Here is a 15,322-nt window from a genome sequence, read left to right on the forward strand (position 1 = left end):
AACTACCATTACTGTAGTTTTGAAAGACTGCTTCGTTGCGAAAACTACACGACTGTAAAGGAGAGTGTGTAATGCATAACGAATCCCCAATTATCCGACGTAAATCTACTCGGATTTACGTCGGTAAAGTGCCCATTGGTGATGGTGCGCCGATTGCTGTGCAATCGATGACCAACACCAAAACCACTGATGTTGATGCGACTGTTGCCCAGATTAAGGCATTGGAACGTGTGGGCGTGGATATCGTGCGCGTCTCAGTACCGACCATGGATGCGGCTGAGGCATTTAAGTTGATTAAACAGCAGTCGAATGTTCCGCTGGTTGCCGATATTCACTTTGACTACCGTATTGCCCTGAAAGTCGCGGAGTACGGTGTTGATTGCTTGCGTATTAACCCTGGTAACATTGGTAACGAATCTCGTATTCGTGAAGTGGTTGCCAGCGCTCGTGACCACAATATTCCTATCCGTATTGGTATCAATGGCGGTTCGCTGGAAAAAGATATTCAGGAAAAATATGGCGAACCTACGCCGGAAGCCCTGCTTGAATCCGCGATGCGCCATGTCGATATCCTTGATCGTCTTAATTTCGATCAGTTTAAAGTCAGTGTTAAAGCCTCCGATGTTTTCCTGGCGGTAAACTCCTACCGTTTGCTAGCTAAGCAAATTAATAACCCTTTGCACTTAGGGATCACTGAAGCAGGTGGTGCGCGCAGTGGTTCAGTCAAATCGGCTATCGGTTTGGGGTTATTGTTGTCAGAGGGTATTGGCGATACTTTGCGTATCTCGCTGGCGGCGGACCCTGTAGAAGAAGTTAAAGTCGGTTTTGATATCCTTAAATCTCTGCGAATTCGTGCGCGTGGGATTAACTTCATTGCTTGTCCAACCTGTTCCCGCCAAGAGTTTGATGTTATTGGCACGGTGAATGCGTTGGAGCAGCGGTTAGAAGATCTGATTACGCCAATGGATGTTTCTATCATCGGTTGTGTCGTTAATGGGCCGGGTGAAGCACTGGTTTCGACCATTGGTGTGACTGGCGCGCGCAATCAGAGTGGTTTCTACGAAGACGGTGTTCGTCAAAAAGAACGTTTTGATAACAAAGCCATGATTGACCAGTTAGAAGCTAAAATTCGTGCAAAAGCATCAATGCTTGATGCAAAAAACCGAATAGTTATCAATCAACTGGATGATAAATAAGCATTGCTGGTGTGATTTTGTCGGCCAGAATGAAAAAAGCGGGCATGGCCCGCTTTATATTACGCCTGTAGAGGTAATACATTGTCGCCATTGAATATGTGGGCGGCAAACCTCTATAATTGGCTTTATTTTTTGCACTATACCCAATGTCCTTGGTGTTGTTGCGCACTGTGCTGCAATATCAAGTCGATAGGGCATAAAACTACAGAGAACAGACGTGGCAAAGAACATTCAAGCCATCCGTGGTATGAACGACTACCTGCCAGCCGATACGGCGATATGGCAGCGTATTGAAAGCATCTTGAAACAAGTGCTGGCAGGTTACGGCTATAGCGAAATCCGCATGCCGATTGTAGAGCAGACCCCGTTATTCAAGCGCGCTATCGGTGAAGTTACCGACGTGGTTGAGAAAGAGATGTATACCTTCGACGATCGCAATGGCGAAAGTCTGACACTGCGTCCGGAAGGTACCGCAGGGTGCGTGCGCGCCGGTATTGAACATGGTCTGCTGTACAATCAGGAACAGCGTCTGTGGTACGTTGGCCCAATGTTCCGCTATGAGCGCCCACAGAAAGGCCGCTATCGCCAGTTTCATCAGTTGGGCGCGGAAGTTTTCGGTCTGCAAGGGCCGGATATTGATGCCGAATTGATTTTGCTGAGCGCTCGTTGGTGGCGAGCTTTGGGGATTTCAGAGCATGTGCAACTTGAACTGAACTCCATTGGATCTTTGGAGGCCCGCGCGGATTACCGTGAAGCGCTGGTGACTTTCCTGGAACAACATGTTGAGGTGCTGGACGAAGATTGTAAGCGCCGCATGTACAGCAACCCATTGCGAGTGCTGGATTCCAAGAACCCGGATGTTCAGCTGTTGCTTAATGATGCGCCTAAGCTATCTGATTACCTGGATGAAGAGTCAAAACAGCATTTTGCGGGCTTGTGTGAACTTTTAGACAAGGCCGGTATCCCATATACCGTTAATGAACGTTTAGTTCGCGGCTTGGATTATTACAACCGCACCGTATTTGAGTGGGTTACCAGCAGTTTGGGCGCGCAAGGTACTGTCTGTGCCGGTGGGCGTTATGACGGCTTGGTTGAACAGCTTGGTGGTCGCGCAACCCCTGCGGTTGGTTTTGCCATGGGGCTTGAACGTCTGGTTCTGTTGGTGCAGGCTGTTAATCCTGACTTCCAAGTACCTGCGACGGTCGATGCATATGTCATTTCGTTCGGTGAAAATACGCAAAGTGCTGCCATGCTACTGGCCGAACATCTGCGCGATGCCATGCCAACGCTGAAGTTAATGACCAATTACGGCGGTGGCAATGTTAAAAAGCAATTTACGCGCGCTGACAAGTGGGGCGCTCGTGTTGCTTTAATGCTTGGCGAAAGCGAAGTCGCGGCACAGAAAGTGGTGGTAAAAGATTTGCGGAATGGTGAACAAGAAACGCTGGCGCAAGCTGATGTTGCTGCGCGTCTGGCTTTGATGTTGGGTTAAGGAGAGAGACACCGTGGAAGTCTATACCACTGAAAATGACCAGGTTGATGCAGTGCGCCGTTTCTTTAGCGAAAATGGTAAAGCGCTGGCCGTGGGTGTGGTGCTCGGGATTGGTGCGTTAGTGGGTTGGCGTTACTGGCAGAGTCATCAGAATAGTGCCATGACGGAAGCCTCCTCTGCCTATCAGCAAGCCAGTGATGCTTTGTCAGCCAATAGCGCTGATGGTATTGCTCTCGCTGAAAAATTTGTTCAGGGCAATAAAAATAACTACGGCGTACTGGCCGGGTTGGAACTGGCTCACCATTTTGTTGAGCAAAACGAGTTCGATAAAGCGGCACAGCAACTCACTCAAGCGTTAGGCCAGACCAATGATGAAAATCTACTGTCGCTGATTAATCTGCGTCTTGCCCGTTTGCAACTGCAATTGAAAAAACCAGATGAAGCATTGAAAACGCTGGATGCAGTGCAAGGTGATGGTTGGACGGCGATGGCTCAAGATGTTCGTGGCGATGCATTATTAAGCAAAGGTGACACCGCAGGTGCACGGGCAGCTTACAGTAAAGGCGTCGAATCAAATGCTTCTCAGGCGCTGCAAGCCTTGCTGCGCATGAAATTGAATAATTTGTCCAACTAAGGGGTATTCCCATGCAATTGCGTAAAACACTCTTAGTAGGACTGGTATCTGTTGCCCTATTGAGTGGTTGTTCACTGTTCAACAGTGAAGAAGATGTGGTTACCATGTCGCCACTGCCAAAAGTTGAAAACCAATTCACACCGACTAAAGTGTGGAGCACCTCCGTTGGTGGCGGCGTGGGTGACTATTACTCCCATCTGCGCCCAGCTTGGCAGGGAACAACTGTCTTTGCTGCCGATCGTAAAGGTCTGGTGAAAGCCATGGACGCGGATACCGGTAAGCAAATTTGGCAAACCGATCTGTCTGAGAAAACTAACTTCCTCACTAGCAACCGTTCTGCAATGTTATCTGGCGGCGTAACAGCTTCAGGTGCGCATGTGTATGTCGGCAGCGAGAAAGCGGTTGTTTATGCGCTGAATTCTGACGATGGTCAGGTTGCATGGCAAACCGTAGTAGCGGGTGAAGCATTATCACGCCCAGTGGTCAGTGATGGCGTGGTGTTGATCCACACCTCAAATGGCATGCTACAAGCGCTGAATGAATCTGACGGTGCTATCAAGTGGACATTGAATCTGGATACTCCAGCCTTGTCTCTGCGTGGCGAATCTGCTCCAGCGGTAGCATTCGGTGCTGCGATTGTCGGCGGCGACAATGGTCGTGTCAGTGCGGTGATGATGGAGCAGGGCCAGTTGATCTGGCAGCAACGTATTTCCCAAGTGACCGGTACTACTGAAATCGACCGTCTGAATGACGTCGATACTACGCCAGTGGTGGTTGACGGTGTTGTTTATGCCTTGGCATACAACGGCAACCTGACAGCATTGGATCTGCGCTCTGGTCAGATTCTGTGGAAACGTGAAATGGGGTCAGTCAATGACATCATTGTCGACGGTGGCCGCATTTATCTGGTCGATCAGAATGACCGTATTGTCGCATTGAAGACTGATGGCGGGATAACCCTTTGGAGTCAAAGCGATTTATTACATCGTAACTTGACTGCTCCAGTGATGTATAATGGTTATCTGGTTGTAGGTGATGCCGAAGGTTATCTGCACTGGGTGAATACCGATGATGGCCGTTTTGTTGCTCAACAGAGCGTCGATAGCTCCGGCTTCCTGAGTGCGCCAGTGATTGCAAGTGATAAACTACTGGTTCAAGCAAGAGGCGGCACGGTATACGCGTTCACCCGTTAATAGACTAATAATACTTAACGTTGTTGGAGTTGCAGCAAGGTAGTAAACGAATGACAAATGGGTTGTAAACCGATTTGAACAGCGTTTGCGCTGGCCCGAAAAGTGGGCCTCTGATGAGGCTCATAATCCCGATGAGTTGACTCCGGTCAGTGATTTGGGTGAATGGTCGCTAACACCGCTGCAATTTCAAGAACAAGGGTTTAAAGCGGCTCCTGAGATTCAGGGGCCGTTTGTCTTCTAAAAACTGCGCTGTTGAAGGTTCGGTACAGCGCTGTAATGATTTGAAAATTAAGTAATGAGGCTTCAACAATGATACCTGTCATCGCGCTGGTCGGGCGCCCGAATGTGGGTAAATCCACACTATTTAACCGCTTAACGCATACCCGAGATGCGTTAGTTGCGGATTTTCCCGGGCTAACGCGTGACCGTAAATATGGTCGTGCCGAGGTCGAGGGTCATGAGTTTATTGTTATCGATACTGGTGGTATTGATGGCACAGAAGATGGTGTAGAAACTAAAATGGCTGGTCAATCGTTACTGGCGATTGAAGAAGCCGATATCGTGCTGTTTATGGTAGATGCGCGTGCTGGGCTGATGCCTGCGGATCAGGGCATTGCCCAACATCTGCGTAGTCGCGAGAAAGCGACTTTTCTGGTGGCCAACAAAACTGATGGTATTGACCCTGATACTGCTACAGCCGATTTCTATTCACTAGGCTTGGGTGAAGTTCATGCTATTGCGGCTTCCCATGGCCGTGGTGTGACTCAACTGATTGAAGATGTCATGGCACCCTACATGGATGCCGAAGAGCCAGAAGTCGAGCTGACAGAAGAAGAAGCCAATGCTGCCTATTGGGCGGCACAGGAAGAAACCGATGACAGCATTCCTGAAGACGAAGAGGATGACTTTGACCCGCTGAGTCTGCCAATCAAGTTGGCTATCGTCGGGCGTCCTAACGTAGGTAAGTCCACACTAACTAACCGTATCCTTGGTGAAGATCGTGTGGTGGTTTATGACATGCCGGGCACCACGCGTGACAGCATTTATATTCCAATGACCCGCGATGAACGTGAATATATTCTGATTGATACTGCGGGTGTGCGTAAGCGCGGCAAAATCACTGAAGCCGTTGAAAAATTCTCAGTGATTAAAACCTTACAGGCAATTGAAGACTCCAACGTGGTGTTGTTGGTTATTGATGCCCGTGATGGTATTTCGGATCAAGATTTGTCTCTATTGGGCTTCATCCTTAATAGTGGGCGCTCACTTGTTATTGCAGTTAACAAATGGGATGGCATGACCGAAGAAGCCCGTGCACAGGTTAAAGATATGCTAGACCTGCGCCTTGGTTTTGTGGATTTTGCCCGTATTCACTTCATTTCTGCCTTGCATGGTAGTGGTGTCGGTAACCTGTTTGAATCCATACAGGAAGCTTATGACTGCTCGACTAAGCGAGTGGGTACTTCCTTACTGACCCGTATTATGCAAATGGCAGAAGAAGATCATCAGCCTCCTTTGGTTCGTGGTCGTCGTGTGAAGCTGAAATATGCTCATGCCGGTGGTTATAACCCGCCTATCGTGGTTATCCACGGTAATCAGGTGACTGATTTGTCAGACTCTTATAAACGCTACCTGATGAATTACTTCCGCCGTTCACTGAAAGTAATGGGTACACCCATCCGCATTCAGTTTAAAGAGGGTGAGAACCCATTTGCAGGTAAGCGCAATACCTTGACGCCAAATCAGATGCGTAAACGTAAACGTTTGATGTCGCACTTGAAAAAAGCTAAGTAATAGCAGCAAAGCGCGGGCATCCCGCGCTTTTTGCATTTTTAGCCACCAATATAAAGCTAAACAAAAGGAGTTGAACGTCAGCCATGTCTTGGGAAACCTGGAGTTTTGCGTTTAGTGTCACCGTGCCCAGCTTATTGATGATGTTACTCGGCGTGCTGCTACGGCGCTTTGGTCTGATGGATGACCGCTTTTGTGATGGCGCGACCAAATTAGTTTTTAATCTGGCGCTGCCCTGCCTGCTGTTTTTCAGTGTCGCCACCAATCACGTCAATCTGATGGATAACTTGCCGCTGGCTATTTATGGGGCAGCTGGCACCTTAGTCACCTTTTTATTGCTTGAGGTGGCGGCTAAGTGGCTGGTAAAAGACCCCCGAGAGCGCGGCGTGTTCGTGCAGGGGGGTTTTAGGGCTAACACGGCGATTATGGGGCTGGCATTTGCCATGACCGCCTATGGCGATGAAGGGGTAGCTCTGGGGTCGATGTACCTGACGGTCACGGTGCTATTGTTCAATATGTTGTCGGTGATAACTCTGACCCGCAGTTTGCAAACTGGGCAGGGTGGGAAAATCAGCAAATTGGCACTGTTGCGCAGTATCGTCACTAACCCACTGATTATTGGTCTACTCTGTGGTGTAGTTTATGCGCGAACTTACTTACCTATTCCCCAGGTGATTGTACATACAGGTAGTTATATATCAGCCTTGGCACTTCCGCTGGCATTGCTCTGCACCGGAGCGAGTCTTGATTGGCATGCTATGTTCCGCTCTTCTAATGTGGCGGCATTATCATCAACAGCAAAACTATTCGTGGTGCCTATTTTAATGACCTTGGGTGGTTTACTGATGGGATTCCGTGGCGCAACCTTAGGCATTGTTTTCCTGTTCTCCGCCACACCAACCGCAGCGGGTAGCTATGTTATGACTCGCGCGATGGGGGGCAATGCAGTACTGGCTGCCAATATTATTGCTATCACCACCGTCGGTTCATTTTTCACTACGGCATTAGGAATTTACTTCTTACGTTCATTGGGTGTGATGTAAGTTTTTCCGAACATTCAGGAGAGAAATTATGGATGCGTTATGTCCGGTTTGTCAGCAGGCAATGGTGCTAGTAAGTGATCACTTCCATTGCTCTCACTGCCATGGCAACTATCAACAGCAGGCCGATTGCCCGGACTGCGGCAAACCACTGCAAGTTCTGAAGGCTTGTGGTGCGGTTGACTATTTTTGCCAGCATGGTCACGGGCTGATTTCGAAAAGCCGTGTTCACTTTAGTTATTTGCCGACGGTTTGACCGGTCGGCAGAGTTGTTTGCTTAGCTGACAAAAGGTTTAGTGCTACTCAACGGCTTTACGCTGGCGCGGCTTCTTGGCCACATTTTTCTTTGCCACGTTAATCTGGGTGATTTCACTTTCCACCCAACCATCTTGCAGTCTGGTGGTGAGTTTATCGCCGGTATGCACCTGCTGGGTGGTCTTGAGTAACGTGCCTTCAGGAGTCTGCGTGACACTGTAGCCGCGGGCCAGTGTGGCTAACGGGCTGACGGCTTCCAATTGTGAGCAGGCAATACCAAAGCGTTGGCGATAACCGTTTAGCTGGCGCTCTAGGGCCTGGCGTAAACGATATTCTTGCTGTTGTACCCGCTGATTGTAGCGGTGAATCTGCCCTTGCGGTTGAACCTGAACCAAACGCTGCTGGAGCCGCTCGGTGCGCCGGCTTAATCGGCGAATTTGGGTTTGCGCACTCTCTTCCAACCGGCGTTGCAATTTTAGTAATAGCGTTTGTTGGCGAGCGAGACGCAAATGAGGATGTTGCTGCTGGAGCCGATGTTCAAGGCGGGTGAATTGCTGGCTACGTTGCGCCAGATAGTAATCCATCGCCATTTCCATTCGTTGCTGTTGCCCCTGAATCTGCCTGACCAACTCAATTTGGTTGCGGCTGACTAACTCTGCGGCGGCTGAAGGGGTTGGCGCACGTAAATCAGCGACAAAATCGGCAATAGTGACATCGGTTTCATGGCCGACGGCACTGACGATAGGAATGTGGCTGTTAAAGATGGCGCGGGCCACCCGCTCATCATTAAAGCTCCATAAGTCCTCTAACGAACCACCACCGCGGCCAACGATCAACACATCACATTCAGCGCGCAAATTAGCCAATTGGATAGCACGAACTATCTGCAAAGGAGCATCAGCGCCCTGTACGGCTGTTGGGTAGATAATAACCGGCAGTGATGGATCCCGGCGTTGTAAAACTTGCAAAACATCGTGGAGCGCTGCGCCGCTGGATGAGGTAATCACCCCGACCTGTTGGGCTGGGCTGGGTAGCGGTTGTTTATGACTCTGGTCAAAAAGCCCTTCTGCGGCTAGCTGTTGCTTAAGTTGTTCAAACTGCTGTTGCAGCAATCCGTCGCCAGCAGGTTGCATACTTTCTGCAATTAACTGGTAATCACCGCGTGGTTCATACAAGGTGATCGAGGCCCTGACCAACACTTGCTGGCCATTTTGCGGGCGAAACGTTGTCCGACGATTAGTGTTGCGAAACATCGCGCAGCGCACCTGAGCCCGGTCATCTTTTAAGGTGAAATACCAGTGACCAGAAGAGGGCTGAGAGAAATTAGAAATCTCGGCGGTGAGCCAAATTTGGCCCATTTCCATTTCCAACAGCTGTCGAACCGTCTGATTAAGGCGGCTAACAGTAAAAATTGATGACGCAGAAGTTTGTGACATGTGACCTGGATCAAGTTTTTAAACAAGCACTTAATTGACCGATATTACCTGCCTCAAACTGCTTGGCAAGAAAAATAATGAGAAAGTGCTGGAGGCAACCGATTACGCTCTGTATAATGCCACGGCAATATTTTATCTTTTTACATTCACCTTGGTGAGATATTGCCCATGCTACGTATCGCGAAAGAAGCTCTAACATTTGACGACGTTCTCCTGGTTCCAGCCCACTCCACAGTCTTGCCTAATACGGCAGAACTTGGTACCCAACTGACTGCAACTATCCGCCTGAATATCCCTATGCTGTCCGCAGCAATGGATACCGTAACCGAGTCTCGTCTGGCCATTGCGCTGGCACAAGAGGGCGGTTTAGGGTTCATCCACAAAAATATGTCCATCGAACGCCAGGCTGAAGAAGTCAGTCGGGTGAAAAAACACGAAAGTGGTGTTGTTACCGAGCCACAGACTGTGACGCCAACAACAACTCTTCGTCAGGTTAAAGAACTGACTGCTCGTAACGGTTTCGCCGGTTACCCGGTAGTGACCGAAGATTACGAACTGGTTGGGATCATTACTGGCCGTGATGTTCGCTTTGTTACTGATTTGGACCAACCCGTGACTGCGGTTATGACACCGAAAGAGCGCTTGGTAACCGTCAAGGAAGGCGAAGCCCGCGAAGTTGTCCTGCAAAAAATGCATGAAAAACGTGTCGAAAAAGCGTTGGTTGTTGATGACAGCTTCCATCTGCGCGGCATGATCACTGTAAAAGACTTCCAAAAAGCAGAACGTAAGCCTAATGCTTGTAAAGACGAGCATGGCCGCCTACGTGTTGGTGCTGCTGTTGGTGCCGGTGCTGGCAATGAAGAGCGTATTGACGCTCTGGTCGCTGCTGGCGTCGATGTTTTGTTGATCGACTCATCTCATGGTCACTCCGAAGGCGTTCTGCAACGCATCCGCGAAACTCGTGCTAAATATCCTAATCTGCAAATCGTTGGCGGTAACGTCGCTACCGGTGCTGGGGCTAAAGCCTTGGCTGATGCAGGGGTAAGCGCGGTTAAAGTGGGTATCGGCCCTGGTTCAATCTGTACCACTCGCATCGTGACTGGTGTGGGTGTTCCACAGATTACTGCCATTGCTGATGCGGTTGAAGCACTGGAAGGTACTGGGATTCCGGTTATTGCCGATGGCGGTATTCGTTTCTCTGGCGATATTGCTAAAGCCATTGCCGCGGGTGCTTCCTGTGTGATGGTCGGCTCTATGCTGGCGGGGACGGAAGAGTCTCCGGGTGAAATCGAGCTCTATCAAGGCCGTTCATTTAAATCTTATCGCGGTATGGGTTCTCTGGGGGCGATGTCCAAAGGTTCTTCAGATCGCTATTTCCAGACCGATAATGCTGCCGACAAATTGGTACCAGAAGGTATCGAAGGGCGTGTGGCATACAAAGGTCTGTTGAAAGAGATTGTGCATCAGCAAATGGGTGGCCTGCGTTCATGCATGGGCCTGACCGGTTGTGGCACCATTAATGAATTGCGCACCAAAGCTGAGTTTGTTCGCATCAGCGGTGCAGGTATTCAAGAAAGCCATGTGCATGATGTGACTATTACCAAAGAGTCACCAAACTATCGCATGGGCTAATTCCAGGGGCTTAAACCGGCGAATCTGGCTATCGTCCGCGGCTCGTATTGCTCATTGACTTGGTGTCAACTGCGCATACTGTGCTGCGGGCGCTAACCCGCTTCTTGGTTGCGCCGACTGGAATGCTTTCAATTATTTTATTAAAAACTTGTGGAACATGCCGCACATGACAAAAAATATTCATAAACATCGCATTCTTATTCTTGATTTCGGTTCGCAATACACCCAGTTAATCGCGCGCCGTGTTCGTGAAATCGGTGTCTATTGTGAGCTATGGGCGTGGGACGTGACCGAAGCCCAAATCCGTGAGTTTAATCCAAGCGGTATCATTCTTTCTGGTAGTCCTGAAAGCACCACCGAACAGGATAGCCCGCGCGCACCTGATTATGTCTTCACTGCAGGTGTGCCTGTGCTGGGTGTCTGTTACGGCATGCAGACTATGGCAGCCCAACTGGGTGGCAAGGTCGAAGGCTCAAATCATCGTGAATTCGGCTATGCGCAGGTTGAAATTAAAACAGATTGCGCACTGATTCGTGATATCAAAGATGCGATTAATCCAGCCGGTGAAGCCGTCTTGGATGTCTGGATGAGCCATGGTGACAAAGTCACCGCAATTCCATCTGGTTTTGTGACTGTAGCTAGCACCGATACTTGCCCGTTTGCCATTATGGCCAACGAAGAGCAGCATTTTTACGGTGTGCAGTTCCACCCAGAAGTGACCCATACCAAGCAAGGCCAACGTCTGCTGGAACGTTTTGTTCTGGATATCTGTGCTTGTGAAGCATTGTGGACGCCAGCGACCATTATTGAAGATGCCATTGTTCGTCTGCGTGAACAAATCGGTGACGACCATGTAATTCTTGGCCTGTCCGGTGGTGTTGACTCATCCGTGACGGCAATGTTGCTGCACCGCGCCATTGGCAAACGCCTGACTTGCGTGTTTGTTGATAACGGCCTGCTGCGTCTGAATGAAGCCGATCAAGTGCTGGAAATGTTCGGCGATAAATTCGGCCTGAATATTGTCCATGTTGCGGCAGAAGACCGTTTCCTTGCAGCGCTGGCGGGGGTTGATGAGCCAGAAGCAAAACGTAAAATCATTGGCCGTGTGTTTGTCGAGCTGTTCGACGAAGAAGCATGCAAGCAAGAGCAAGTGAAATGGTTGGCGCAAGGCACCATCTATCCAGACGTGATTGAATCTGCTGCATCTGCTACCGGCAAAGCTCATGTTATCAAATCTCACCACAATGTGGGCGGCTTGCCGAAAGAGATGAAACTTGGGCTGGTAGAGCCGTTGAAAGAGTTGTTTAAAGATGAAGTCCGTAAAATTGGTCTGGAACTGGGCTTGCCGTACGACATGTTGTACCGTCACCCATTCCCGGGCCCAGGTCTAGGTGTTCGTGTTCTGGGCGAAGTGAAGAAAGAGTATTGTGACTTGCTGCGCCGCGCTGATGCCATCTTTATTGAAGAGCTGCATAAAGCCGATTTGTACAACAAAGTCAGTCAAGCCTTTACTGTTTTCCTGCCAGTTCGTTCAGTTGGCGTAATGGGCGATGGTCGTAAATATGACTGGGTTGTGTCACTGCGTGCGGTTGAAACTATCGATTTTATGACCGCACATTGGGCGCATCTGCCATACGACTTCCTTGGCCGCGTTTCAAACCGCATCATCAATGAAGTGAATGGTATTTCTCGTGTCGTTTACGATATCAGTGGTAAGCCACCCGCGACCATTGAGTGGGAATAAATATCTTCTCTATTTGTTAAAATAGAGTCCGATAAATTTAGTGAAGCCTCCGATATTTCGGGGGCTTTTTTGTTTTATATCTTCATCAGAATAAAAAATGAATTGATTTTTAGTAAATTATTCTATTAACGAGATTGCCTGTGTGTGAATATGACAATGCAATTCATCACGTATCGGCCCATGCAAAAATAGCATGATTCTGCTTACTTCTTATTTAAAGGTGAAGCATGAATGTTAATAATAAGGTGAATAAGATATTTTATCTGCTAATTTTTATCTCATCCAATGCAATATCTGACAATTTTCACGATAATAATGTCTGTTTTTACTCTGGTGATAATTACCTTGAAAAAGCGGGGGCCAAGAAGTTTTGTGTACCCTATTATACAGAGGATGAGTGGTTATTTAGTCAGTGGAATAATAATATAGCCTCTATTAAAATTCCTTTTAATATGCAGGTTGATATCTTTAGTGATTTTTCATTTACAGGAAAATCGGCATCGCTTTATAACAGTGCCAACACTGCCGATTTGAAAGCGTTGGGCTTGATAGCAGATATCAGTTCTTATCGTGTATTACCCAAAAAACTCTACCCGGACAGTAAACGGCTAGTATTCAATTACAACTCTAATTTATTTCCAGAAAAATATTTCGGCTATAATTATTATCGTAGCCGTGGGCACAGTATTGTCCTGTCCCGAGAAAGCCAACCTACAGGTGCTGATGCTCAGAGTTCTTCTATATTTTATAGTCATACTGGGCAGATTATGACGGCATTTATCGGACAAGGATTTGATAGAAATATCTATTGCTTACACCCCGCAGATCTAAGGCAAGATATTGTAAGTGCGGATGTCGCCTTTACCTATTGTGATTTTGGCAATCCGGGGCAACGCTGGCTTCCCAAGAAGATAGACGGGAAAATTGTCTTGATTAATCAAGGGACAAATACGGCATTATCACTAAATGAGGAAGGGTTTTATGTTAATTTAAATATCAAGCCTGGGGCCGTAAATCACTTGCCGAGTCGAAGAAGGCAACCGTCTCAGCCTACTGTTGCAGTTAATCGAGATACAATATGGTTTGATGAAGAATTCATTGAAAAACTAAAGTTATATGCTGTGCGACCTTTTCTTCAATATAAAGAAACCCTAGAGTCCATAGATGAGTCTGGCTCTCGTGATATTATTGTTCATCATTTAGGTGAGTTAGATGATGTTAATATCTATTTGGGCGGAAATAAAAGAGGACAGAACATTTACTATAATGCTGAGACTCAGTATTTGATTGCTTATAACAAATCAAATGAGGAGATAAAACTTACCGAAGCATCCTGTCTTTCATTGCTAAATCAGGGGTTAGATCAGGATTCACCGATCGCCTTTACCTATAATCGCAGTAGTTACAGTGATAACTCAATTGAGTATCGCTGTGATAATGGTGTTGCCTATAATATGTCTACTCAACGATGGTATTTTATGGCTGATCAAGATTTTCACTACTTAGTTAATGGCGATGAAAATAAGGTTTTACATTTTTATATTAATGAAAAGCCGCAAAGGATGAATTTCCGTGGTGCCTTGACCGGGCCAAAACTAGGCGACCATATTGGTCAGGCTATTAACTTTGATGAGCGAAAAACACAAGGTGCCATATTTGTTAATAATCAAGCGTTGGGATATATCCTTGATATGGAAAAGGGAGTTTGTGAACTGAGCACCGCAGCCACTAACAGCGGCACTCACTGTGGGGGGAAGAATACCTCTTGGTCCTCAACTGATTATAACTTTTTAAATACCACTCTTCGGCGTTTCTATCTCCCTTGGTTATTGCCACAAATAGCCAATCAATTACAGAGAAAGGGTGAATCGGCATCTTTCCTGCAAAAAATCGAGACCCTGAAAGGCCTTTTTGCCGACAATACAAACCCACTTGCCGACAAAGCCGCATTACAGCAATCCAAAGATTTGTTAGTGGAATTTTTGCTCACGTATAACTCACGCGAATACAGCAAGCTCTGGCACCAAGCTGCATATCTCCTTAATCGTGTTGATGTATTAATCGAGTGGGGGAATAACTAGACGTTATAGTTACAAAATGTGACGCAAATCACGTTTTGGCTTTACCCTCCTATTGATGAGGTATAACCTTGACGAATCTTTACAACTCAACTAAATGTTTAACATCTTCATTTTATAATTCACATCGCCAATAAGGCGGGAAGTTCACTCATTTTTAGTCAAGATTGCCACTGCTGCGGCATTAGTCGCCCGGTAGTTTAGCGCGCAGTAACCCGCATCTGTTAACGCCATGCCTCTTAGCAGCATGTTCCTATAGGTAACGGATGAATACTACGCGCGTGCTCTTTTGTGGAGAAAAAACATGTCGGTCACACACTCTCCGATACCTCAGGTGCGCGGTATTTCACGCCGTCGTCTGCTGGGGTATGTCGGTGTCGGGCTAGTCACGAGCCTGATGAATCCTCTCTCTCTGGATGCTTTCGCAGCATCAACCCAAACCTCGCCACAGAATTTGGAAAAATTCATGTTGGTCTCCCGAGCACTGACCGGAAAACGTCAGCTCAATGCGCAAGTGGGTCAGCGTATCTATCAGGTTTTGCTCGGAAAAATCGGTGGTTTTGATCAGAAGCTGGCGCTATTGCAACCTTTGCCGGCCGGTGAACCTCACCAGTGGTCACCTCTGGAGCAGCAAATTGCCCGTCAGATCTTGCAAGGTTGGTATGTTGGTGTGATTGGTGACGGAACTGACGCCGCAGTAATCAGTTATGAAAATGCGTTGATGTTTGATGCGGTATCCGATGTGTTGGTTATTCGCTCTTATTGCCCGAATAAACCCGGATACTGGGCTGCAAAGCCTGATGTCGCCTTATAATTTTGGAGAATACATTT

At 47.8% G+C, this 15,322-nt stretch carries 13 protein-coding genes; 12 read left to right on the forward strand and 1 reads right to left on the reverse strand.

The window, feature by feature from the left end; translation table 11 throughout:
- Positions 1-71 precede the first annotated feature (71 nt).
- The 8 genes from ispG to FTA96_RS05530 all read left to right on the forward strand — a co-directional run bounded on the left by ispG (position 72) and on the right by FTA96_RS05530 (position 7,602).
- Complete coding sequence (gene ispG, locus FTA96_RS05500) at positions 72-1,196, forward strand: flavodoxin-dependent (E)-4-hydroxy-3-methylbut-2-enyl-diphosphate synthase (RefSeq protein ID WP_050108017.1); 1,125 nt, start codon at positions 72-74, stop codon at positions 1,194-1,196.
- A gap of 217 nt (positions 1,197-1,413) precedes the next feature.
- Positions 1,414-2,688: a histidine--tRNA ligase gene (gene hisS, locus FTA96_RS05505; RefSeq protein WP_050108014.1), complete on the forward strand. Its 1,275-nt coding sequence runs from the start codon at positions 1,414-1,416 to the stop codon at positions 2,686-2,688.
- Between the two features lie 13 nt (positions 2,689-2,701).
- Positions 2,702-3,322 (forward strand): YfgM family protein, encoded by a 621-nt coding sequence (locus FTA96_RS05510; RefSeq protein WP_145573314.1) that lies wholly within the window; start codon positions 2,702-2,704, stop codon positions 3,320-3,322.
- An 11-nt stretch (positions 3,323-3,333) separates the two neighbouring features.
- Positions 3,334-4,515 carry an outer membrane protein assembly factor BamB gene (gene bamB, locus FTA96_RS05515; protein ID WP_050108010.1) on the forward strand — a complete coding sequence of 394 codons (1,182 nt, stop codon included), beginning with the start codon at positions 3,334-3,336 and terminating at the stop codon, positions 4,513-4,515.
- Positions 4,516-4,600: 85 nt separating this feature from the next.
- A complete protein-coding gene (locus FTA96_RS23225; protein ID WP_155411083.1) occupies positions 4,601-4,756 on the forward strand; it encodes a hypothetical protein in 156 nt (51 codons plus the stop codon).
- Between the two features lie 68 nt (positions 4,757-4,824).
- Positions 4,825-6,309 (forward strand): ribosome biogenesis GTPase Der, encoded by a 1,485-nt coding sequence (der, locus tag FTA96_RS05520; RefSeq protein WP_050135102.1) that lies wholly within the window; start codon positions 4,825-4,827, stop codon positions 6,307-6,309.
- Positions 6,310-6,392: 83 nt separating this feature from the next.
- Positions 6,393-7,349, forward strand: coding sequence for an AEC family transporter (locus FTA96_RS05525; RefSeq protein WP_050135104.1), 957 nt, complete (start codon positions 6,393-6,395; stop codon positions 7,347-7,349).
- Between the two features lie 28 nt (positions 7,350-7,377).
- Positions 7,378-7,602 (forward strand): zinc ribbon domain-containing protein, encoded by a 225-nt coding sequence (locus FTA96_RS05530; protein ID WP_050108005.1) that lies wholly within the window; start codon positions 7,378-7,380, stop codon positions 7,600-7,602.
- A gap of 43 nt (positions 7,603-7,645) precedes the next feature.
- Here the strand turns inward: FTA96_RS05530 and xseA are convergent, their stop codons facing one another.
- The gene (xseA, locus tag FTA96_RS05535) at positions 7,646-9,037 is read right to left on the reverse strand and encodes an exodeoxyribonuclease VII large subunit (protein WP_050146886.1); all 1,392 of its coding nucleotides are present in this window, start codon (positions 9,035-9,037) and stop codon (positions 7,646-7,648) included.
- Positions 9,038-9,205: 168 nt separating this feature from the next.
- Here xseA and guaB point away from each other — a divergent pair, with 168 nt between their 5' ends.
- The 4 genes from guaB (at position 9,206) to FTA96_RS05560 (ending at position 15,305) form a co-directional block, all read left to right on the forward strand.
- The gene (guaB, locus tag FTA96_RS05545; protein WP_050101379.1) at positions 9,206-10,669 is read left to right on the forward strand and encodes an IMP dehydrogenase; all 1,464 of its coding nucleotides are present in this window, start codon (positions 9,206-9,208) and stop codon (positions 10,667-10,669) included.
- Between the two features lie 166 nt (positions 10,670-10,835).
- Positions 10,836-12,413, forward strand: a complete 1,578-nt coding sequence (guaA, locus tag FTA96_RS05550) for a glutamine-hydrolyzing GMP synthase (RefSeq protein ID WP_050108002.1) — start codon at positions 10,836-10,838, stop codon at positions 12,411-12,413.
- A 227-nt stretch (positions 12,414-12,640) separates the two neighbouring features.
- Positions 12,641-14,494, forward strand: coding sequence for a hypothetical protein (locus tag FTA96_RS05555; protein ID WP_134956851.1), 1,854 nt, complete (start codon positions 12,641-12,643; stop codon positions 14,492-14,494).
- A 301-nt stretch (positions 14,495-14,795) separates the two neighbouring features.
- A complete protein-coding gene (locus FTA96_RS05560; protein ID WP_050107998.1) occupies positions 14,796-15,305 on the forward strand; it encodes a sugar dehydrogenase complex small subunit in 510 nt (169 codons plus the stop codon).
- The last annotated feature ends 17 nt before the right edge of the window (positions 15,306-15,322 follow it).

Source organism: Yersinia alsatica, from assembly GCF_902170305.1.
In the GTDB taxonomy this organism is placed as follows: Bacteria; Pseudomonadota; Gammaproteobacteria; order Enterobacterales; family Enterobacteriaceae; genus Yersinia; species Yersinia alsatica.

Excerpts from the sequence above, each read along its gene's own strand:
- bamB (WP_050108010.1), top strand. The coding sequence starts at position 3,334 with ATGCAATTGCGTAAAACACTCTTAGTAGGACTGGTATCTGTTGCCCTA.
- ispG (WP_050108017.1), top strand. The coding sequence starts at position 72 with ATGCATAACGAATCCCCAATTATCCGACGTAAATCTACTCGGATTTAC.
- xseA (WP_050146886.1), bottom strand. The coding sequence starts at position 9,037 with ATGTCACAAACTTCTGCGTCATCAATTTTTACTGTTAGCCGCCTTAAT.
- guaA (WP_050108002.1), top strand. The coding sequence starts at position 10,836 with ATGACAAAAAATATTCATAAACATCGCATTCTTATTCTTGATTTCGGT.
- guaB (WP_050101379.1), top strand. The coding sequence starts at position 9,206 with ATGCTACGTATCGCGAAAGAAGCTCTAACATTTGACGACGTTCTCCTG.
- FTA96_RS05555 (WP_134956851.1), top strand. The coding sequence starts at position 12,641 with ATGAATGTTAATAATAAGGTGAATAAGATATTTTATCTGCTAATTTTT.
- der (WP_050135102.1), top strand. The coding sequence starts at position 4,825 with ATGATACCTGTCATCGCGCTGGTCGGGCGCCCGAATGTGGGTAAATCC.
- FTA96_RS05525 (WP_050135104.1), top strand. The coding sequence starts at position 6,393 with ATGTCTTGGGAAACCTGGAGTTTTGCGTTTAGTGTCACCGTGCCCAGC.
- FTA96_RS05560 (WP_050107998.1), top strand. The coding sequence starts at position 14,796 with ATGTCGGTCACACACTCTCCGATACCTCAGGTGCGCGGTATTTCACGC.
- FTA96_RS05530 (WP_050108005.1), top strand. The coding sequence starts at position 7,378 with ATGGATGCGTTATGTCCGGTTTGTCAGCAGGCAATGGTGCTAGTAAGT.